Origin of the sequence: Amycolatopsis sp. GA6-003 (genome assembly GCF_046267895.1) — a bacterium.
Classification (GTDB): domain Bacteria; phylum Actinomycetota; class Actinomycetes; order Mycobacteriales; family Pseudonocardiaceae; genus Amycolatopsis.
Map to the genome: position 1 here is coordinate 7,412,060 of NZ_CP176499.1, position 20,999 is coordinate 7,433,058.

The following is a 20,999-nucleotide window of genomic DNA, read 5'->3' on the forward strand; positions in this document are numbered from 1 at the left end:
CGGTGGAGTGCTCCTCAGAAGGTCCAGTCGAGGCCGTCGGTCGGCGATTCGGGAACGGGTGGAACGAACGACTTGACCTCGAAGCCGATCGGGTCGTCGTGGTTGATCGGGAACCGCTTCGGGACCTTCCCGGTCGCGCGGGCGTACGCGCACGCGACGGCCGCCACGGAACAAGCGACGCCCGCCTCGCCGCCGCCGCCGGGCTGCTCGCCGTTGGACGGCATCGCGATCGCGGTGAAGTCGTGCGGGATGTTCCACTGGCGGGTGTAGAAGTAGTTGTCCCAGCTGGCTTCCAGGAAGTGCCCGTCCTTCAGGTGGACACTGCTGGTGAGCGCGAGCGCCAGCCCGTCGGAGAAACAGCCCATCATCTGCGCTTCGAGCCCGCGCGGGTTGATCACCAGCCCGGCGTCGATCGCGATGACCGCCTTCGTCACGCGCGGTCCGGTGACGCCGTCGCGCACCTTGCGGTTGACCGTTTCCGGGCGGCAGTCGATTTCCACCAGGCAGGCGCTCGCGCCCTTGTATTCCTTGTGGATCGCGATGCCCTGCGCGGTGCCCGGGGCCATCTTCCTGCCCCAGCCGCCGACCTCGGCGACCTTGCGCAGCACGCCCTTCACCTTGTCGCTCTTGAGGAATTCCATCCGGAAGTCGTACGGGTCCTTGCCCATCGCCTTGGCGAGCATGTCCACCACCAGCTCGTTGGCGCAGCCGACGTCCGGCGAGTAGACGTTGCGCATCGACCCGGTGTTGAACCGCTGGTCGGTTTCGGTGAGCGTCTGGTCGACGACGCCGAAGTTGTACGGCATTTCCTGGCTCAGCACGAAAACCGCCTCGGCGACCCCGAGGTTGCCCAGCCCGGTCGGGAGTTTCGTGGCGACCGAGGTGAGCATTTCGCCGAGCCCGTGCCGGAACGACGTCTCCACGGAGGTGTGCCGCTGCTCGAAGGTGAGCACGTTCCCGGCGAGCACGGTCGCCCGGATCCGCGACGTCGCCATCGGGTGCAGCCGTCCCTGCCGCGGTTCGTCGGCACGGTGCCACATCAGCCGGACCGGCTTGCCGAACGCCTTCGACGCCTGCGCCGCTTCGACCGCGTGGTTGCCGAAAAGCTTGTGCCCGAAGGAACCGCCGCCGGTGACGACGTGGACCTTCACCTTGCCCTGCGGCAACCCGACCGCCTGCGCGACCTCGCCTTGGGCGACGATCGGCGACTTCAGCCCGGCCCAGATCTCCGCGCTGCCGTCGCGGACGTCGGCGACCGCGCAGTACGGCTCCAGCGCGGCGCTCGAGCGGAACATGAACTCGAAATCCGCCTCGACCGTCTTGGCCAGCACCGGAACCTTCGGCACGGCCAGCGGAAGCTCGGCGCGGCGCAGGTTGGCGAGCACGGATTCGTCGTTCTCGCCCTCGACGCTGCCGGGGCCCCAGTCGACCCGCAGCGCACGCACGCCGTCGATGCACTGGCCGAACGTCTCCGCGCGGACCGCTACGCCGGTCGGGATGATCGCGACGTCGGTGACGCCGGGGAGCTTCAGCACGTCGGCCTTGTTGCGAATGGCCTTCGGCGTGCCGTTGAGCGTCGGCGGACGGCAGATCATCGTCGGCAGCGCGCCGGGGATGTCGAGGTCCATCGCGAACTGCTTCTTGCCGGTCACGATGTCGAGCGCGTCGAGCCGGGTCTGCGGCTTGCCGAGCACCTTGAACTCGCTGGAGCCCTTGAGCTTGCTCGGGTCCAGCTGCACCTGCTTGGTGGTGCTGGACGCGGCCTTCGTCGCCAGCTCGCCGTACGTCGCCGTCTTGCCGTTCGGCGCGGTGACGACGCCGCCCTTGACGATGAACCGTTCCGCGGTCCCGCCGAGCAGGACGGCCGCCGCTTCGAGCAGCTGCTGCTTGGCGATCGCGGCGGCGACGCGGATCGGCGTGTAGGTCGAAACCGTGGTGTTCGACCCGCCGGTGAGCTGGTTGAACAGCAGTTCCGGGCGCGCCGGGGCGAGCGTGACGTGCACCTTCTCGACCGGCAGGTCCAGTTCCTCGGCGATGATCATCGCGGTCGAGGTGGTGATGCCCTGGCCGACCTCGGCGCGCGGGATTTCGAACGAGGCGCTGCCGTCCTTGTTGATGGTGACGGTGATCAGCTGCGACGTCGGGAGCCCGGCGTCGGTGAGCGCGTCGTTGAGGTCGTACAGCTCGGGCGGCTGCGGAGCCGACGGGACGGCGGCCGCGGCGGGGGTGGAGAGCCCGACGTCCGCGGCGACGACGAGGGTCCCGGCCGCGACGACGTACCCGAGGAACCCGCGCCGGGAAACGCCCGCGCGCTCCTTCCCGGTGTCCGGCTCGGAGTGACTGAGAGTCACGCTGATTCCCCTTTCGAGGTAAGGACCGCGTGCCGGAAGGCAACACGTGCACGCGGGTGGTGGTGAGGGACCACCTTGCCGGGTGAATCGGGGTGTGAGTGTTCAAGTTCTGTACAGCGGCAGCGGAGAGCGATGGTTATCCTGCTGCGCGTCACCAACGAAGGTGGAGATCCGCGTGAGCTCGATGACGTCCTCGCGCAGCGTGGTGCTGCGGGAACCGATCGCCCAGTCCTGGCGGCGTGCCTCGCTCGCCGGAGTGCGTCCCGAAACCGCGCTGCTCGACCTGCGGTCCGAGGAGGTCGACCCGGCCAGCAGGCTGCTCTCGGCGGCCGCGCCGGTGCTGGCGGACCTCGACGACCGGCTCGCCGGAACCGCGATGTCCACGGTGCTCGTCGACCACGACGGCAGGCTCGTGCACCGGTGGAGCGCCGACCGCGCCGTCGAAGACTGCCTCGACCGGCTGGGCATCGGGGTCGGCACCTGCCTGCTGGAGGACGAGGTCGGGACCACCGGTCCGGGCACCGCGCTGGAAACCCGGTCGAGCATCGTGGTGCACGGGGAGGAGCACTACGCCGAGGCGTTGCGCGGATTCAGCTGCTACGGGCACCCGATTTTCCATCCCGTCACGCGCAGGCTGGAAGGCGCGCTCGACATCACGCTGCTGGCCGCCGAGGCGAATCCGCTGCTCGCGCCGCTGGTCGCGAAGGCCGTGGAGGAGATCGAACGGCAGCTGCTGGAGGGCAGCCGGGTCTCGGAACGGTCGCTGCTGGCCGCTTTCCAGGCGGCGTCGCGGCCGACCCGTCCGGTGGTCGCGATCGGCCCGGACCTGTTGCTGTGCAACCAAGCCGCCGCGGACCTGCTGGAAGGCGCGGACGTCGCGCTGCTGTGGAACCTGGCGGGCGACGCGGCCGGACCGTCCGAAATGGAGACCGAACTCCGCTCCGGCCAGCGCGCCCGGGTCCGGGCCGAACCGGTGCCCGGCGCCCGGGGCGGAGTGCTGGTCGAGATCCGCCCGCTGAGCGGGACCGAGGTCCGGCGCACACGCCGTCGCGGTGCTGTCGAGCCGCGTCCGACGGCTGGTCATGTGCACATTTCCGGCCCGCCCGGGACCGGCCGCACCACCGAGGCGCGGCTGCGAGTGCCGGAGGAACCGTGCACCACGCTGACCGGCTCGGAAGCGGTGCTCGGCGGGTCAGCGGCCTGGGCCGCGCGCTTCACCGCCGCGGTCGAGACGGGCTCCGGCAGCATCTGCGTCGACGGCGCGGACCTGCTGCCCGCCGAACTGGTCGACCTGGTCGCCACGCACGCCGCCCGCGGAGTCGGCCCGCACCTCGTGCTGACGACCGGCCCGCGCGAGGGGCTGACCGGCCCGGAACGGGCGCTGATCGCGTCGTGCGCGGAGAACGTCGAACTGCTGCCGCTGGCGCACCGGCCGGACTTTCCCGAGGTCGCGGCACGAATGCTGGCCGAACTCGGGGCCGCGCGCACGCACAACATCACGCCAGGGGCGCTGCGGATCCTCGGCTCGTACGACTGGCCGGGCAACCTGCCGGAACTGCGCGGCGTGCTGAGCCAGGCGATCCGCAAACGCTCGGCGGGCGCGATCGGCCCGGCCGACCTGCCGCCCGCTTTGGTGGCCGACGCTTCGGGACCCGAGCTGGCCCCGATCGAGCGAGCCGAACGAAACGCGATCGTCGCGGCGCTGCGCTCGGCGGGCGGGAACAAGGTGCGGGCGGCGAGCACGCTGGGGATTTCGCGGACGACGTTGTATGCGCGGATGCGGGCGCTGAAGGTGCCGGGTTAGTTCGGCTCGCGGGTCAAGGCGCGGATCCTGGTTGCCGGGGCGTTGTGGTTGCTGGGGAGGCGTCCCGGATCGCCGGATTCTGGACGGGCAAGGCTAGCTGGCGGTTAACGGGCGGCCTCGCGCGGTTTTCTACCCGATCGGGTGACGCGGCGAGGAGTCGTTCGGTCTTCGCCCACCGCCACGCCCATTCGACGCGGTCCACAAAGGACGGTCCCGGCACGGCCAACCGGCCCGTGATGAGGTCGATGTCAGCCTCGGCGGTGCGACGGTTGGCGACGCCCGCGCGAATCAGCCGCACCGGGTCGAACAACGCTGCCTTCGTCGGCGAGTTGTGACCGCGTGAGATCTCACCGGCGTTCAGTTGACATTGTTCCGGGACGCGGTAGCTCCCCCCTGCATTGGCGACCGCCACAACGCCCGGGCCGAATCTCTGGGCTCCCGTCCAAGGCTGCCGCGATCAGGCCGGATCGATACTTGCGCCCATCGACCCACCGCGGTCGGGACATCGAGGCTCCGGAGGTTCCCAGCAGATGACGCCGCCCCTGCCCCAGACCGTGGACGAGGCGCTTCACCAGGCCTGTCGCACCGTGTTGCACGAGAAGTCGTTCGCCGGCGGGCTCTCGATGGCGGTCACCGACCGCGACGGGATTCTCGCGTCCGGTGCGTTCGGACACGCCGATCTCGCCGCCGCCCGGCCGACGACCGAAGACACGCTGTTCCAGATCGGCTCCATCTCCAAAGGCATGACAGCCGCGCTGCTGTTGCGGGCGCGCGACGCCGGGCTGGTCGATCTGGACCGGCCGCTGACCGAGTACCTGCCGTGGTTCTCCGTCCGGTCCGCGCACGCGCCGATCACCCTGCGCCATCTGATGTCCCACACCGCCGGGATCGTCGGGGGCACCGACGTTTCCGGCGATTCCGCCTTCGAGGTGTGGACGCTGCGCGACACCGAAGCCACGACGCCGCCGGGAACCTGGTTCCACTACTCGAACGCCGGTTACAAGGCGCTCGGGCTGGTCCTGGAAGTGATATATCAACGGCCGTATCAGGAAATCCTCGGCGACTTCCTGGCCGAAGCCGGAATGCCGGACGCCGTCCCCGCGGTCACCCAGGAGATCCGAGCCCGCAGTGCCGTGGGATACGAGCCGCGCTACGACGACCGCTTCCCGGTTCGCGAGGACGGGTTGGTCCCGGCGACCTGGATCGAGACCGCCACCGCGGACGGCAGCGTCGTCGCGAACGCGCGCGACATGACGGCCTGGCTGCGGCTCCTGATGGGCTCTGGGTCCACGGTGCTTTCCAGCGAAGCGCTGAAAGATCTCACGAGCCCGGAGATCCGGATCGAGGGGGAAGACTATTCGTACGGCCTCGGCATGCTGATCAGCGAGTTCGACGGCCGCCCGCACGTCTGGCACACCGGCGGCATGATCGGCTACGCCGCGGCGATCGCCTGCGACGTCGACGCCGGAATCGGGGCCGTCGTGCTGGCCAACGGCAGGGGACCGTGGCAGGAGACCGTCGTGCACCTCATCGCCGCGACGCGAGCCGCCCGGAGCGGAGAACCAGTGCCGGAATTCGTTCTGCCGGAAGGGAAAAGTCCGGAACCGCCGGCCCCGGACGACCCGCCCGCGCAGTGGGCCGAGATTGTCGGGCACTACCGCTGCCACAACCCGTGGCTGTCCAATCTGCGCGTCTACGCCCACGACGACCGGCTGTGGGTGTCGATCGCCGGCCGCCCGCCGGAGGAACTCGTCCCGCTGCCGGACGGCTCGTTCCGCGTCGGCGAGGACGAACGGCTGCCGGAACGGCTGAAGTTCGACGTCGTGCTCAACGGGGTCGCGGTCCGCGCCGACTACTGCGGATGCCCGCTCTACCGCACCTTCACGCCCTAGGCGGCGTTGAGGAGAAACCGTTTCCGCCGCGCGGCAGTGGCGCTGCTGGCCGTCGTGTGCTGACGGCTGACGGCTGGCGGCGTCACTGCCGCTGACATGGCGTGGTCACTCCGCACCGGCGCGAAATTCCAGGACGGCCGGACCGCTTGTCTCGCCAACTAAGCGGTCAACCTCGACAGCGGCTGTACTCGACACGAACACCAACCGTGCTAGCGAACGCGCTGTGAGACGGCAAACCGACCGGAGTGCTCGCGGGCCGTGCGGCGCGGAAGGGTCGTGCGGCCATGCCGGTTCACACCGCGCCGACCCCTCGCGTTCGCCGCGGCTGCTGGTTCCCGAACCGGAACGCGGGCTTACCAGCCGAGCTGATCCCCCAACCGGAACGCAGCCTTACCAGCCGAGCTGATCCCCCAACCGCAACCGCAGCCACATCACCAGGCGCTCGTCCGGATCCGACAGGTCGAACCCGAAGATCTCTTCCGCCCGCGAGAGCCGGTACCGGATCGTGTTCGGATGCACCGACAAGCGCGCCGACGCGGCCGCGATGTCGCCGTTCGTGTCGAGGTAAGCCAGGATCGTCGGCGCGTAAGTGGTCCCGTGCTCGACGTCGTGGGCCCGCACGGCCGGACCCAGCCGGCGAGGCAGCGCCGAGTCCCCGGCCAGCAGTTGCGCCAGCACCGACAACGTCGCCCCGGCCCAGACCTCCTCGATGGCCGCCACCTGGCACGGTTCCGGCGAGGTCCGCTGTTCCGCCAGCGTCCGCAGGACCAGGTCCGCGTCGGCCCGGGAGGACGCGATCGACCGGAGCCCCGGGACGGTCGACCCGAGCCCGGCTTGCACCGGCATCCGCAGCGCGCCGTGTGCTCGCCGGGCGATGTCGGCGACCAGTTCGCGGTGCGCGGGACCCTTCGGCAGCAACGCATAGACCGTTCCGTCGATCAGCGCGCAACCGTGTTTGCCGTAGTGCGCTTCGCAGTGCAGGCTCACCAAATCGGCCAGCCGCGTCGCCGCGTGTGCGGCCAGGACGTCTTCGGGATCGGTGACGGTGAATGCGGCGACCGCCACCGGGGTGTCCGGGTCCAAACCGAGCTGCGGAGCGACGGCGGTAACGCTGCTTGGATCGGCCAGCAGGCGGCGCAGCAGGTCAGCGCGCCGCCGGCGGACCACGTCGACCGCGGTGCGCGCGGCCAGCAGATGCAACGCGGCGATCTCGGCGGCGTTGAACAGCGCTTGTTCGGCGGCCTCGTCGAGGTTGTCCTCGGCGTCGACCACCCAGATCGACCCGAGCATTTCGCTGCCCGCCCGCACCGCGACGCCGAGCCGGGGCAGCGAGCCCGGCAGCGACCGGAACCGGCAGGTCCGCCGGACCCGCGCGAGTTCGCGGTACTGGTTCTCGTAGAAAACCGGCACCTCCGGCACCTGCAGTCCGAGGATGCTCTGGCGGCGGCCTTCGTCGATGGGCTGGCCGGGCAGCGTCGAGTACGCCAGGATCCGCCGGTGCGGGTCTTCGATCGTGGTCGCGCCGCCGACCATTCCGGCGATGGCGTTGGCCAGCGCGAAAAGATCGCCCGCTGCCGGCGCGCCGGGCGTCCGCACGGCGGGCGCGAGCGCTGCGGAGATCATCGCCTCCAGGTGGTGCCACGGCACCGCCTCGTCGGCGGCGAGCAGCACCGCACCGGCGTCCTGCGCGGCGGCCGAAAGCTCGGTGAGGGGTTCGCCGAAGCTTTTCACCACCAGCGCCGCATATCTCACCGCCGAGCCGATGAGATCTTTCACCTCGGCCGGATCGGCTCCGACCGCGAGCAGGATCGTGTCCTGCCCCGGCGGTGCGCCGCCGCGCCGCTCGTGGATGAGCACGCCGGACACCGGCACCGGCCGGTCCGGCAGCGGGGTGACCGGCCGCAGCAGCGAAGCGCCGAGCGCGTCGAGGACCTGTCCGAGGTCGGGCGCCTCCGGATCGAGCATCTTCACCTCTTTAGCCAGACGCACAAAACATCCGCGGAATCTCTGGACCGGCACTGCACGCACCCGGAGGGTCCGGCCGCGAGGCTGTCAGCATGCACGTTTCACCAGGCGCACCCGCGACCGTACCCCCTCCGGCCCCGGACTCGGCCGTCTCGACCGCCCTGCGCGCCGCGAACCGGGCCGGCGTCCGGATCCGGCTGGCTGAGGACATCCGGACGCTCGAAGCGGTGTCGCGGTTCTTCGCCCGGGTGTGGCAGACGCCGGAAACCCAGGCGCCGTTCGGCGCGGACGTGCTGCGCGGGGTGGTCCACGCGGGCGGTGCGGTGCATTACGCGGCTGACGACGAGGGCATCTTGGCGGCCTCGGCGCTCATTTTCTGCCCGCCGGCGACCCGCGCGGTTTACTCGCTGATCGCCGCCGCGCGCGCGAGCGACCGGGGAGTGGGCTTCGCGCTGAAACAGGCTCAGCGGGTATGGGCACTCGACAGAGGCGCGGAAACCATGGTCTGGACCTTTGATCCGCTCGTCAGCCGCAACGCGCATTTCAACCTGGCGAAGCTCGGAGCGCACGGGACCGAGTACACAGTGGACTTCTACGGCCAGATCGAGGACGGCCTCAACGGGACGGACGAAACCGACCGGCTGACCGCGGTATGGCCGCTGCGGGAACCGAATCCCGCCCGACTCACTGGCCCTGATCTGGCCGCCGCGGAGGTCGACCCGCGCCGCGCGCCCGACGGCGAGCCGTTCCTGGCCCGCGACAGTTCCGGGTATTGGTGCCGGGTCCCGGCCGACATCGTGGACGTCCGCCGCCTGGACGCGCGGCTGAGCGCGCAGTGGCGCTACGCGATCCGGGACGCGTTGGTCCCGTTGTTCGCCGAAGGTTGCACGGCGACCGGGTTCAGCCGGTCCGGGTGGTACCGCTTGACCGAAGGGGAGCTGGCGTGAAAATCGAACGGATCGACCTGATCGAGGTCAGCCTCCCGCTGGTCCGTCCATTTCGGACTTCGTGCTCGGTGGACACCGAACGCAATACTCTGCTGCTGCGGGTGGCGACCGACGTCAGCGAGGGCTGGGCGGAATTCGGCGGCGATCCGGAACCGGTGTACAGCCCGGAGTTCGCGGCCGGGGCCGAACGGCTGCTGCGCGACCATCTCGTCCCGCGGGTCACCGCCTTGCCGGAGCTGACCGCTGCCCGGGTCGCGGGCGCGATGGCTCCGGTCAAGGGAAATCCGCTGGCGAAAGCCTTGCTGGAGACCGCGATTCTCGACGCCGAATGCCGCGCCTACGCGATGCCGTTGTCGACTTATCTGGGCGGCGTGCGCGATCGCATCCCCGCCGGAGTTTCGGTCGGAATCACCGACACCGTGCCGGAACTGATCGACACCGTCGCCGGATACCTGGCCGAGGGATACGTCCGGATCAAACTGAAGATCGAACCCGGCTGGGACCTCGAACCAGTGCGCGCCGTCCGTGCCGAGTTCGGCCCTGCCGTGATATTGCAGGCCGACGCGAACACCGCCTACTCCCTCTCCGACGCCGACTGGCTGCGCCGCCTGGACGAGTTCGGCCTGGTCCAGCTCGAACAACCGCTCGCCGCGGACGACCTCGGCGGGCACGCCGAACTCGCGAAACTCCTGCGCACCCCGATCTGCCTGGACGAATCGATCCGCTCCGCCCGCGACGCCGCCTTCGCGATCCGGCTGGGCGCGTGCCGGATCGTCAACGTCAAACCCAGCCGCGTCGGCGGATACCTCGAAGCACGCCGGATCCACGACGTGTGTGCCGCACACGGAATCCCGGTGTGGTGCGGCGGAATGCTCGAAACCGGGATCGGCCGCGCGCAGAACCTCGCCCTCGCCGCACTGCCCGGTTTCGTGCTGCCCAATGATATCTCAGCGTCGAACCGGTATTACGCCACAGATCTCACCGTGCCGTTCGAACTCGAGGACGGCTGTCTGTCCGTTCCAGATGGCCCAGGCGGCGGCGTCACAGTCGATCCGGCCGCGTTGCGCGAGCACACCGTCGCTTCGCAAACTCTCTTCGCAGCCTGAGGAGATGCGAGCTTGGGCGAGCGCTGTGACCGCGGCACTAGCCCACGGCTTCCGCAGTCGCGTGTTCCTGCGGCCGGGGAAAGCCGCCGTCGAGACCGGCCGCACGAGCACCGGCGACGAGCACTGACGAATCGGCAGCAACACCAAAGCCTGGACCGCGGTGCTCGTCCTGCACTTGGCAGCCGTGGGCTGTGCGATACCAACCCGACAGCCACGGTCCCCGCTATTCGACTCCCGGTGCTGTCGGACGTCGTTCGGTGGACCGGCGTTCGATGGCTTCCGCGACGCCGTCGATCGCCTGGCGGATCATCGCACCGTACGCGTCGTCGGCCAGTGCGTCCTGTCGATCGCGCGCTGCCTCGATCTGCTCCGCCGCCGCGGAGAAGGATCCCAGGCGACGGAAGTTGTCCGCCAGGTTCAGATGCAGTGACGGGTAGAAGCCCGCGATCCCAAGCCCGGCGTGGTGGGCCTGGACCTGTTCGTCGGTCACCGTCGCCGCGGCGTCCAGCGCTCTGATATCCCACACCAGGGCCTCTGCCGGGTCAGTGAACAGATCTGCCTGGTAGTGCGCGAGCACGCAGCGGTAGAACGGATCTCCGCCCGGGCCGATCTCATCCCAGAGTTCCTGCAGACGCGCTCGTGCGGCATCCGCCGACCCCGTTCGGCCCTGCGTCACCGCGGCGGTGATCTCGGCCATCGTGTCTGTCATATGGCAGTTCCTTTCACTGGCATGGCAAGGGTGGTGAGGTCGCCGTCGTCGGCCGAGCGCACGACGACCGGCAGGTGCGGGGCCGCGACGTCCAGCATCACGTCCGGGCCGACGGCAGTGCTGATCGCCGGGTGCAGCGTGCTCACGGCGAGGGAGAGCGAGATCGGCGGTCCGGTGACGGCTGCCGGGAGCGTTTCGGTGCCCACCGTGACCGCGGCGGCGGAGAGGTCCAGCCGGATCTGCGGGGTGTACTGGCGTTCTAGACATGCCACGAGCGCGTTTCGAGATATCACTGCCCGCGTAAGGACTTCTGGCAAGGCCGCGAGCATTGACCGGTAGTCGGGGAAGTCGTCGGCAACCGTGCGGCAGGTTCGTTCCGCTTCGTCGCCTTGGAAGCACACCTCGGCGGCACGGAGGCTGAGGCGAAGGTCGTGCTGGCGTCGCGTCCACGGCATCGCGAGCCGCAGGTCGTCGGCGTCGACGGTGGCGGTCCAATCGGCAGTGCCCGGCCTGGCGGGGACCAGCGTGCGGGTCGAGAGCCGGTACCGGTCGGTGGCGGTGAGCACGATTGCCTCGGGGGAGACTTCCAGGTGCACGCCGTTCAGCACCGGCAGGTCCTGCGTCGTAGCGGTCAGCACCTGCTCGACGGCAGCGGTGAACACGGCCCCGGTGACCTGGACCGACGGTGCGAGGGCCGGGGAACCCAGCGTGGCCTTCACCGCCGCGGCGGCCTCCCGCGCCTGCTGGACCTGAGATATCAACCCGGAGACGTGGTCGTCGACGATCCGCGCCGCCTCGGCCGGTTCGGCGGCGAGGACCGCGCCGACCCGCTCCAGCGGCAGGCCGATCTCCCGCAACCGCCGGACCAGCAGCGCGGCCGAGACCTGGCCGGGGGAGTAGTAGCGGTAGCCGGAGTCCTCGTCGACCCGGACTGGCCGCACGAGGCCGGAATCGGCGTAGAAGCGCAGCGCGCTGGCGGTCAGGCCGCAACGGCGGGCGAACGCCCCGATGGTGAGCAGGTCAGGCACCCGCCCATCATCAGGCTTCAAGCAGCTTGAAGGTCAACCGCGGGGGCCGCCGGAGTTCCCCGGCCCCCGGGACAGCCGGGCGCCAGCTCCCTCACCCGCTCGGCCAGCGGGACACCGTCACCCATTCCGCTAGGCCAGCGCGAGCGCGTCGTCGATCGTGGCGTCGAGGAACGCGAGCGTGTCGCGGCGCCGAGCCAAGGGATTCCGGTAGCTGCGCCGCCCCTCCGCGCCTCCGGTGCGCAGGCTCAAACTTTCCGCGACGATGCGCTGCCAGCGCGAGTCGAATTCCCTTGCCGCATAACGGCCCGCGCCGGTCTTGGACGTCATTTCCCCGGTGGCCAGCAGGTGGTGCAGCCGGCTCACGCCCAGCACCGCCCACACCGGGAACCACGGGCTGGTTCCGACCGCGAGCGACAACGCGCTGATCTTCCGGTGCTTCTCCCACCACGGCCGCCAATAGCCGCTCAGGTTCCCGGCGGTGAACTCGCGCAAGGCGTCCTGATCCGCCCAGACGTCCGCGTCGGACGGTTCCGGTCCGCGCAGCGCGATCCCGCGGCTGGCGAGTTCGCAGAACAGCACCGGGTTGACGCCGTCCCGGCCCGCCGCGGTGAACCGCCCTTCCTGCGCGCACGGAACGTCCGGACAGGCATCCGGTCCGGCCGCGAGGTCGGCCCAAGTCAGCACCGCTCCGTCGAAATGCGGCCTCGGGAACCGCGTCACCGTGGTGGCATGCGCCTGCGCCAGGGTTGATATCTCAGCAGGCCCTGGGCGGCGCTCGGTGACCGCGACGAAATCGATGTCGCTGGCCGTGCCCAGCCGCCCGCGTCCGGCGCCGGGGGCGTGGAAGTCGCCGAAGCAGACCGAGCCGACCAGGTAAAAACCGGTCACCAGTCCGGGAGCGGCTCGGTCCACTGTGGACAGGAAAAGCGCGGTGCTTCGGCGGGCTTCCTCTGGTATCTCACTGGGCACGCCTGCCACGTTACCGAGTCACGCGAGCCCCTCCGCGGCTCTCGCCAGGTCGTCGACGCTGCCGGACATCACTGTGCGGACGTGCTTGGCGAGGTGGTCCAGCGGCCAGTCCCACCACGCGATCGCCAGCAGCCGCTCGACGTCCTCGTCGCGGTACCGGCGGCGGATCAGCTTGGCCGGATTGCCGCCGACGATGCCGTAGTCCGGCACGTCGTCGACCACGACGGCACCGGACGCGACGATCGCGCCGTGCCCGATGCGGACGCCCGGCATGACCGTCGCCCGGTAGCCGAGCCAGACGTCGTTGCCCAGCACCGTGTCGCCGCGGCCGGGCAGGCCGGTGATGAGGTCGAAGTGCTCGGCCCAGTCGCCGCCCATGATCGGGAAGGGGAACGTCGACGGACCGTCCATCCGGTGGTTCGCGCCGTTCATGATGAACCGCACGCCCTCGCCGAGCGCGCAGTACTTGCCGATCACGAGCTTCTCCGGCCCGTAGTGGTACAGCACGTTGCGGGTCTCGAAGGCGGTCGGATCGTCCGGGTCGTCGTAGTAGGAGAACTCGCCGACGTCGATCAGCGGCGAGGCGACCAGCGGTTTCAGCAGCACCACCCGCGGCTGGCCGGGCATCGGGTGCAGGACGTTCGGATCAGGGAAAATGGGAACTCTCCTCGGTGATATGTCAACGGCGGCCGGTGGCCGACGCGAAGCCCAGCCACGTGTGCCGGTTGCCCCACCAGCACCAGCCGACCTTAGGGGCGTCGCGGCGCTCGCTGCCGTCGCGGCCGGTGCCGTTGCTGATCCACAGCGCCGGCGTGCGGGCGTCGAACTTGCCGTTTTCCTTGCGCAGCCGGGAGCCGATGGTCATGAAGCAATGATTGCGCTCGAGTGCCGCCGGCTGCTGCAGCACCCAGTGGATCCCCTCGGTGAGCAGCAGCGGACTGCGTCCGGCCTTGGTGATCGCGGGCAGGGCTTCCTCCGGGCTCCAGTTGGCCATCTCGTCGCCGCGGTCCACGCCGGTGACGAGGTACAGCGGCGCGTCGGGCAGCTCGATGCCGGTGGGCGCGAACTGGTCGACGTCCGGCATGTCGGTGACGACGAACCCGGCTTTCCCTTCGCGGCGGAGCAGCGGCGAGAGCGCCGACGCGGGAGCCCGATCCGGGTGGACCGCCAGCAGCGCGCCGTCCGCGCCGCTGCGGTCCGCGGCGAAAGCACGCAGCTCGGCGGCGGAAATCCGGGCGATCTCGGGCACTCCCAGCGCGATCAGCTGGTCCGCCTGGTCCGCGAGCGACGGGAGAGCGGCGATCGACAAGAGGGGCTCCTTCGGGCTATATTTACGTCGGTAGTAAAAGTATGCCGAGACGCCAGAAGGGTGTCAAGGCAAAATTACGTCGGAGGTAAGTTTCCATGGAGCTGGGCCTGCGGGAAGCCAAGAAGCAGGAGACGCGCCAGCTGATCTCCGACCACGCGACGCGGCTGTTCCTCGAGCAGGGCTTCGAGGAGACGACGATCGCCCAGGTCGCGGCGGCCGCGCGGGTCGCGAAGAAAACGGTGACCAACTACTTCGCCCGCAAGGAAGACCTGGTCCTCGACCATCAGGACGAGTTCGTCGCGACCCTGGCGGACGCGGTGTCCGCGCGGAAACCCGGGGAGTCCGCGCTCGCGGCGCTGCGGCGGGCGTTCGAGGCCGCGGTCGAGGCGAGGGATCCGGTGGTCGGGTTCGCCGGGCTGGAGTTCAGCCGGATGATCGCCGAGAGCCCGACGCTGTCCGCGTGTCTGCGCGGCCTGCACGAACAGCGGGAACGAGCCCTGGCGGACGCACTCGCGGACGCGGTGGGCGGCTCCCGGTCGGACATCACGGTCCGGACCGCGGCCGGGCTGCTGGGCGCGGTGCACCACATCCTTTTCCGGCGAATCGAAGAACTCACCCTGGCCGGACGGCCGGTCGACGAGGTCGCGGAGACGGTCGCCGCGGAGGCCGCGCAGGCGTTCGACCTGCTGGAACCCTCGCTCGGGGACTACGCCGTGGCCTGAGCCGAAACCGTCCCCCGAATTCGCTCGAAAAGTTTTGCCGGGGGATGTCGATCCGCGCGCGCCCCGATCGTCGCCTCAGTGAGACCACCGACGAGACGACTTCAGGGGAGAGACGAATGAGTGCCGGACGACGCGAGTGGCTGGGCCTGGCGGTGCTGGCCCTGCCGACCGTGCTGTTGTCGCTGGACATGAGCGTGCTGCACCTCGCGGTTCCGCACCTCGCCGCGGATCTGCGGCCGTCCAGCACGCAACTGCTGTGGATCATCGACATCTACGGCTTCATGATCGCCGGGTTCCTCGTCACGATGGGCACCCTCGGCGACCGGATCGGCAGGCGGAAGCTGCTGATGATCGGCGGCGGCGCGTTCGGGCTCGCGTCGGTCGCGGCGGCGTTCTCGACCAGCCCGGAGATGCTGATCGCCGCGCGGGCCGCGCTCGGGATCGCCGGGGCGACGCTCATGCCGTCGACGCTCGCGTTGATCAGCAACATGTTCCCCGACCCGAAACAGCGCGGCACCGCGATCGCGGTGTGGATGAGCTGTTTCATGGGCGGCATGGTGGCCGGCCCGGTCATCGGCGGGTTCCTGCTTGAGCATTTCCGCTGGGGTTCGGTGTTCCTGATGGGCGTGCCGGTGATGCTCCTGCTCCTCGCGACCGCGCCGAAACTGCTGCCGGAATACCGCGACGCCGCCGCCGGACGCCTCGACCTCGCCAGCGTCGCGCTGTCGCTCGCGGCGATCCTGCCGGTCATTTACGCGCTCAAGGAAATCGCCAAGAACGGCTTGTCCCTGACCGAAATCGCCGTGCTCGCCGCGGGTCTCGCGGTCGGCGCGGCGTTCGTCCGGCGGCAGCGGCGGCTCGAGCATCCGCTGCTGGACCTCCAGCTGTTCCGGGTGCGCGCGTTCAGCGCGGCGGTGGCGATCATGCTGGTCGGCGCGGTCACCATGGGCGGGGTGTTCATGCTGGTCAGCCAGTATCTGCAGCTGGTCGCCGGGCTGAGCGCCGCCGAGGCGGGGCTGCTGCTGGTCCCGCAGGCGCTCGCGGTGGTCGCCGGGTCGATGATCGCGCCGCGGCTGGCGCGCCGGTTCCGCCCGGAATTCGTGCTGGGCTTCGGAATGCTGATCGCGGCCGGGGGAATCGTGTTGTTCACGCTCGCCGGCGGATCCGGCGGGGTGGCGTTCGTGGTGCTGGGCATGTCGATCGCCAGTTTCGGAATGGGGCCGCAGGGCGTGCTGTGCACCGAAATGGTGGTCGGTTCGGTTCCGCCGCAGCGGGCGGGCGCGGCTTCGGCGATGTCCGAAACCAGCGCGGAATTCGGGATCGCCATGGGGATCGCGGTGTTCGGCAGCGTCGCGACAGCGGTGTATCGCGACCAGATCGCGCTCCCGGTCCACGTGCCCGCCGGGGCCGCCGCGCAGGCGACCGACAGCATGGCCGGAGCGATGGAGGCGTCGGCGACGCTGCCCGGTTCTCTCGGCGGGCAGTTGCTGGCTGCCGCGCGGGACGCGTTCAGCTCGGGGCTGCACACGGTCGCCGGGATCGGCGCGGCGGTCGTGGTGGTGTTCGCGGTGGTCGGGATGGTCGCGCTGCGGCGGTCCCCGGCGGCGAAGGCGGAGGAACCGGTGCCGGTCGCGTCGTGAACCGGTCCGGGCCGGTGTTCCAGCCGAGCGGTCTGCTCGGCCGGAGCATCGGCCCGCGGTCGGGAATCCGTTGCCGGGTCAGGGTTTCCGCGCGACCCCGACCGCCACGATCCGTTGCGCGACCGTCGGCTCGCCCAGCAGCGGGCCGTCCGGCCACCATTCCACCACCGGCACGATTTCGGCCGGTTTGTTCGGTCCGCTCGGGATCAGCTCGAGGTCGTGGAACAGCGCCTTGATCTCGGCGCGGGTGCGGGACGAGACGTCCTTCATCGATCCATTGTGGACCGATTCGATGATGCCCTGCACCACGTGGTCGTCCTCGGAGCCGTCGTGGGCGTCGAGCAGGTGCGAGATCGCCACGTAGGAACCGGACGGGAGCCGGTCGATGAATTCCTTCGTGACCTTTCCCGGCAGCTCGCGGTCGCCGGTCTGGTGGTGCAGGGCGAGCAGGAACAGGACCGCGATCGGCTGGTTCCAGTCGAGGTGCTCGTTGACCGTCGGGTGGTCGAGAATGCTCGGCGGGTCGAAGAAATCGGCCTGGATGTATTCGGTGAATTCGTTTTCGTCGAGCAGCGCGCGGCCGTGGCTGGCCACCACCGGGTCGTAATCGACGTAGACGACCTTCGCGGTCGGATCCGCGCGCTGCACGATCTGGTGCACGTTCTCCGAGGTCGGCATCCCGGAACCGCAGTCGATGTACTGGCGGATGCCCGCGTGGTAGGCGAGGAACCGGCAGATCCGGGTCATCAGGTGCCGGTTGACCCGCGCGGTTTCCGCGATGTCCGGCATCACCCGGGCGGCTTCCCGCGCGACCTGGCGGTCGATCTCGTAATTGTCTTTCCCGCCCAGCAGATAGTCGTAAACGCGGGCGGCGCTCGACTGGTTCGGGTTGACCCCCGGCGGTGCGTTGAGTGCGTCGGCCACGACGCGTACCTCCCGCGTGTTGACACGGTGATAGATGCTCCTACCGAGCGTAGCGGACTTCCCGCGCAGTGCGAAACCGGTTCGGTTATGCCTCTTCGACGGCTTGTTTCACCGCGCTGACCAGCGCCTCCAGCACCGGCTCCGCCGCGCCGAAGGTGAGCCGGACGTGGGTCTCCGGCGCGTGCAGGTCGGCGCCGGGGATCGCGGTGATTCCGTTGCGCAGCAAGGCCCGGTCGATGTCTTCCGGAGTGCCGCCGAGCCGGCCGCAGTCGGCCAGCAGGAACGCGCCGCCGCCGGGGCGCACCGGGGCGGGCAGGCCGCTGGCGGCGAGGCCGTCGCACACGAGGTCGCGTTTCCGCTGGTACGTCGCGAGCTCCCGGTCGAGCCATTCGCGCGGCCCGGTGAGCGCGGCGGTCGCCGCGTACTGCGCGACCGCGCCGCAGCACACGGCTTCCCATTGCAGCCGGCGTTCCATCGCGTCGACGATTTCCGGCGGCGCCAGCACGTAGCCGATCCGCCAGGTCGCGAGCGCGTAGTACTTGCTGAGGCTGGTGACGGTGATCAGATACGGCCACTGCCCGGAAAGTCGCTCGATCGGATGGTGTTCGTTCTGATCGAAGGCGAACTGCCGCCACGAATCATCGGAGATCACGACAAGGCCGTGGCGGGCGGCGAGACCGACCACCGCGGCGACGGTTTCGGCATCGGGGAGGTAGCCGGTGGGATTGACCGGATTGCACAGGAGAAGGGCGCGGGTGCGGGACGTGATCGCGGCGGCCATGCCGTCGAGATCGAAGCTCCAGTCCTCTCGGGACGGGACATACGCGGGCACCGCGCCGGATTCGCGGATGGCGCCGTCGAAGAAGTACGCCGGGGTCGGCACGAGCACCTCGTCGCCGGGTTCGAGGACGGTGCGCAGCACCAGGGAAAGGCCGTGCTGCGCACCGTGCGTTACCAGGAGCCTGCGCTCGGGGTCGATGTCCGGGCCGAGTTCCGCGGCGATGGCCGACCGGAGTTCGGGAAGGCCCCGGCTGTCGCGCGGGTCCGGTTTGTCCATTGCGCGGAGGACCGCTTCGCGCACGTGCTCGGGCATCGGCAGGACCGGGGCGCCCACCAGCGGGAGCATCGGGAGTCCGGTCCGGCGGGCCCGGTCGCGGGCGCTCAGTGCGCCCAGCGCCGGGACCTCGCGGGAAGCGGGGAGAACCCAGGAGGTCGAGCTGCTTCGCGGCATGACACCAGCTTCGCACACTGAGATATCAGTATCAATGGTAGATATCTCTGGAGGTGTATAGAGATGTCTGAGTGCTATATCAACGGGTCGTACTGGTATTCTCAACGGGTGTCCGACATCCACGACGTCCTTCCCAGCACTGCGCACATTCCCGCGTTGTTGCTGGTGGGCAAGGACGAATCCGCCCTAGACCGGACCAGTCAGGCGTACCGGGCGATCCGGCGCCAGATCATCGATCTGACCCTGCGGCCCGGCAGCAGCTTCACCGAGACGTCGCTCGCGCAGCAGTGGAAGATCAGCAAAACGCCGGTGCGAGAAGCGCTGGCGCGGCTGCGGCGCGACGGACTGGTGAGCGCGCTTCCGCGCGCGGGCTACATCGTCAGTTCGATCACGTTGCAGGACACCGACGATCTGTGCGGCCTGCGGTCGCTGCTGGCCTCCGAGGCGGCTGCCGAGGCAGCAAGCAACGGAGTCCCGCCGGCGGCGCTCGAACGGCTCGGAATACTGGCGGAAATCGCGTCCGATTACGTTCCGGCCGAGACGAGACTCGACGACTGGCTCCCGGTCGGGATCGAATTCGAGGCCATCATGGCCCATTTCAGCGGCAACAACCGGCTCACGAAATCGCTCGTCGAGGTGCTCGACGAATTGGAGCGGGTGCTGCGGATGGTGCTGATGATCGCGCCGGACGTCGCGAGCCCGCCGGGCGAGCTGCACGCGATTTTCGAGAGCCTGCGCGACCGTGACCCGAAAGCAGCGCGCATGGCGATGCAGGCGCGGTGCGAGCGAGTGCGCCGCGACGTGCTCCAGGTGCTGACCAAGAGCACGTCGGTCAGCAGGGCCAACATCGAAATCCCGCTGAATTGACCGGTGCGGCCCGGGGAGAGCGCTCTCCCCGGGCCGCCGCCCGTTCAGACTGCGGTCGGGAAATGCAGGCTCGCCTCCTCCGGCGATTCCGGCCAGCGGCTGGTCACCGCCTTGGCCCGGGTGTAGAAAGCGACGCCCTCGGGGCCGTGCATGTGGTGCGCGCCGAACAGAGACTGTTTCCAGCCGCCGAACGAGTAGAACGCCATCGGCACCGGAATCGGCACGTTCACGCCGATCATCCCGACTTGCACCGAACGCTGGAATTGCCGGGCCGCCCGGCCGCTGCCGGTGAAAACCGCGGTGCCGTTGGCCCATTCGCTCGCGTTGATCAGTTCGATCGCCTCGGTCAGCGAATCGACGCGCACGACCACGAGAACCGGGCCGAAAATCTCGTCGCGGTACACGCTCATGTCGGGGGTAACGGCGTCGAAAAGCGTTGGCCCGACGAAGAATCCGCTCTCCTTGACGGCGACGTCCCGGCCGTCGACCACGAGTTCGGCGCCCGCGGCGACCCCGGCGTCGATGTAGCCGCGGACGCGGTCGAGCGCTTCCGGCGACACGACCGGCCCCATCTCGGATCCCGGCGTCAGCCCCGGCCCGACCTTGATCGCCCGCGCCTTTTCGCTGATCAGCTTGAGCAGCGGCTCGGCCACGTCGCCGACCGCGACGGCGACGGAGATCGCCATGCAACGCTGGCCGGCCGATCCGTACGCGGCGGAAACCAGGTGCTCGGCGGCGTTTTCGAGGTCGGCGTCGGGCAGGACGACGGCGTGGTTCTTCGCGCCGCCGAGCGCCTGCACGCGCTTGCCGTTCGCGGTCGCGCGTTCGTGCACGTACCGCGCGATCGGCGTCGAGCCGACGAACGACACGGCGGCGACGTCCGGATGGTCCAGCACCGCGTCGACCGCGACCTTGTCGCCGTGCACGACGTTGAAAACGCCGTCCGGCAATCCCGCTTCGGCGTAGAGTTCGGCGACGAAATTGGCCGCGGAAGGGTCGCGTTCGGACGGTTTGAGCACGAACGTGTTCCCGGTCGCGATGGCGATCGGGTGCATCCACATCGGGACCATGGCGGGGAAATTGAACGGCGTGATGCCCGCGCAGACGCCGAGCGGCTGCCGGAACGAAAACAGGTCGACGCCGGTCGAGACCTGGTCGGAGTACTCGCCTTTGAGCAATTGCGGGATGCCGCAGGCGAAATCGATCACCTCCAGGCCGCGGACCAGCTCGCCCTTCGCGTCCTCGAAAACCTTGCCGTGTTCGGCGGAAACGATCCGGGCCAGGTCGTCGAGGCGTTTCTCGACCAGATTGCGGAACGCGAACATGAGCCGCGACCGGCGCATGACCGACGTGTCGGCCCAGTCCGGCAGCGCGATGCGCGCGGCTTGCACCGCGGCGTTGACGTCGGCGGGTTCGGCGAGCAGCACGTCGGCTTGGCGCTCGCCGGTCGCGGGATTCCACACCGGCGCGGTCCGGGTCGAATGACCGGTGGTTTCCCGGCCGCCGATGCGGTGTCGGATGATGGGGTGCACGAG

The 20,999-nt window shown here is 69.7% G+C and carries 18 protein-coding genes; 8 read left to right on the plus strand and 10 right to left on the minus strand.

The window, feature by feature from the left end; genetic code table 11:
- Window positions 1–14: 14 nt before the first annotated feature.
- Complete coding sequence (locus tag F9C12_RS33600; protein WP_409185767.1) at window positions 15–2,351, minus strand: molybdopterin cofactor-binding domain-containing protein; 2,337 nt, start codon at window positions 2,349–2,351, stop codon at window positions 15–17.
- Window positions 2,352–2,535: 184 nt separating this feature from the next.
- Between F9C12_RS33600 and F9C12_RS33605 the strand changes: the two genes are divergently transcribed.
- Entirely contained in the window at window positions 2,536–4,155 is a 1,620-nt protein-coding gene (locus tag F9C12_RS33605) for a sigma-54-dependent Fis family transcriptional regulator (protein ID WP_409467118.1), read from the plus strand.
- Between the two features lie 530 nt (window positions 4,156–4,685).
- A complete protein-coding gene (locus F9C12_RS33610; protein ID WP_409463059.1) occupies window positions 4,686–6,047 on the plus strand; it encodes a serine hydrolase domain-containing protein in 1,362 nt (453 codons plus the stop codon).
- Window positions 6,048–6,437: 390 nt separating this feature from the next.
- Here the strand turns inward: F9C12_RS33610 and F9C12_RS33615 are convergent, their stop codons facing one another.
- The gene (locus tag F9C12_RS33615) at window positions 6,438–8,012 is read right to left on the minus strand and encodes a PucR family transcriptional regulator (RefSeq protein ID WP_409185769.1); all 1,575 of its coding nucleotides are present in this window, start codon (window positions 8,010–8,012) and stop codon (window positions 6,438–6,440) included.
- A 92-nt stretch (window positions 8,013–8,104) separates the two neighbouring features.
- Between F9C12_RS33615 and F9C12_RS33620 the strand changes: the two genes are divergently transcribed.
- Genes F9C12_RS33620 through F9C12_RS33630 form a run of 3 tightly spaced genes read left to right on the plus strand, consistent with a single transcriptional unit; the run spans window position 8,105 to window position 10,192 of the window.
- Window positions 8,105–8,959, plus strand: a complete 855-nt coding sequence (locus tag F9C12_RS33620; RefSeq protein ID WP_409463060.1) for a hypothetical protein — start codon at window positions 8,105–8,107, stop codon at window positions 8,957–8,959.
- Window positions 8,956–10,065: an o-succinylbenzoate synthase gene (menC, locus tag F9C12_RS33625; protein ID WP_409463061.1), complete on the plus strand. Its 1,110-nt coding sequence runs from the start codon at window positions 8,956–8,958 to the stop codon at window positions 10,063–10,065. The genes F9C12_RS33620 and menC overlap by 4 nt, the downstream gene beginning before the upstream one ends.
- Before the next feature lie 4 nt (window positions 10,066–10,069).
- Window positions 10,070–10,192 carry a hypothetical protein gene (locus F9C12_RS33630; protein WP_409463062.1) on the plus strand — a complete coding sequence of 41 codons (123 nt, stop codon included), beginning with the start codon at window positions 10,070–10,072 and terminating at the stop codon, window positions 10,190–10,192.
- A gap of 96 nt (window positions 10,193–10,288) precedes the next feature.
- Here F9C12_RS33630 and F9C12_RS33635 read toward each other — a convergent pair whose 3' ends face one another.
- The 5 genes from F9C12_RS33635 to F9C12_RS33655 form a co-directional block, all read right to left on the minus strand.
- On the minus strand, window positions 10,289–10,762 hold the full coding sequence (locus F9C12_RS33635) for a hypothetical protein (RefSeq protein WP_409463063.1): 474 nt from the start codon (window positions 10,760–10,762) through the stop codon (window positions 10,289–10,291).
- A gap of 8 nt (window positions 10,763–10,770) precedes the next feature.
- Window positions 10,771–11,802 carry a MerR family transcriptional regulator gene (locus F9C12_RS33640; RefSeq protein ID WP_409463064.1) on the minus strand — a complete coding sequence of 344 codons (1,032 nt, stop codon included), beginning with the start codon at window positions 11,800–11,802 and terminating at the stop codon, window positions 10,771–10,773.
- 129 nt (window positions 11,803–11,931) lie between these two features.
- The gene (locus tag F9C12_RS33645) at window positions 11,932–12,771 is read right to left on the minus strand and encodes a hypothetical protein (protein WP_409463065.1); all 840 of its coding nucleotides are present in this window, start codon (window positions 12,769–12,771) and stop codon (window positions 11,932–11,934) included.
- 18 nt (window positions 12,772–12,789) lie between these two features.
- The gene (locus tag F9C12_RS33650; RefSeq protein WP_409463066.1) at window positions 12,790–13,398 is read right to left on the minus strand and encodes a CatB-related O-acetyltransferase; all 609 of its coding nucleotides are present in this window, start codon (window positions 13,396–13,398) and stop codon (window positions 12,790–12,792) included.
- Between the two features lie 52 nt (window positions 13,399–13,450).
- Window positions 13,451–14,080, minus strand: a complete 630-nt coding sequence (locus F9C12_RS33655; protein WP_409185776.1) for a DUF5701 family protein — start codon at window positions 14,078–14,080, stop codon at window positions 13,451–13,453.
- Window positions 14,081–14,175: 95 nt separating this feature from the next.
- Here F9C12_RS33655 and F9C12_RS33660 point away from each other — a divergent pair, with 95 nt between their 5' ends.
- Window positions 14,176–14,802 (plus strand): TetR/AcrR family transcriptional regulator, encoded by a 627-nt coding sequence (locus F9C12_RS33660; RefSeq protein ID WP_409463067.1) that lies wholly within the window; start codon window positions 14,176–14,178, stop codon window positions 14,800–14,802.
- 44 nt (window positions 14,803–14,846) lie between these two features.
- Window positions 14,847–16,442: an MFS transporter gene (locus F9C12_RS33665; protein WP_409463068.1), complete on the plus strand. Its 1,596-nt coding sequence runs from the start codon at window positions 14,847–14,849 to the stop codon at window positions 16,440–16,442.
- A 78-nt stretch (window positions 16,443–16,520) separates the two neighbouring features.
- Here F9C12_RS33665 and F9C12_RS33670 read toward each other — a convergent pair whose 3' ends face one another.
- A complete protein-coding gene (locus tag F9C12_RS33670; RefSeq protein ID WP_409185779.1) occupies window positions 16,521–17,366 on the minus strand; it encodes an SAM-dependent methyltransferase in 846 nt (281 codons plus the stop codon).
- Window positions 17,367–17,451: 85 nt separating this feature from the next.
- On the minus strand, window positions 17,452–18,597 hold the full coding sequence (locus F9C12_RS33675) for a pyridoxal phosphate-dependent aminotransferase (RefSeq protein ID WP_409463069.1): 1,146 nt from the start codon (window positions 18,595–18,597) through the stop codon (window positions 17,452–17,454).
- Window positions 18,598–18,660: 63 nt separating this feature from the next.
- On the opposite strand from F9C12_RS33675, the gene F9C12_RS33680 reads away from it, so the two are divergent.
- Window positions 18,661–19,464 carry a GntR family transcriptional regulator gene (locus tag F9C12_RS33680; RefSeq protein WP_409463070.1) on the plus strand — a complete coding sequence of 268 codons (804 nt, stop codon included), beginning with the start codon at window positions 18,661–18,663 and terminating at the stop codon, window positions 19,462–19,464.
- Window positions 19,465–19,508: 44 nt separating this feature from the next.
- On the opposite strand, the gene F9C12_RS33685 is transcribed toward F9C12_RS33680, so the two are convergent.
- Window positions 19,509–20,996 (minus strand): CoA-acylating methylmalonate-semialdehyde dehydrogenase, encoded by a 1,488-nt coding sequence (locus F9C12_RS33685; RefSeq protein ID WP_409463071.1) that lies wholly within the window; start codon window positions 20,994–20,996, stop codon window positions 19,509–19,511.
- Between the last annotated feature and the right edge of the window lie 3 nt (window positions 20,997–20,999).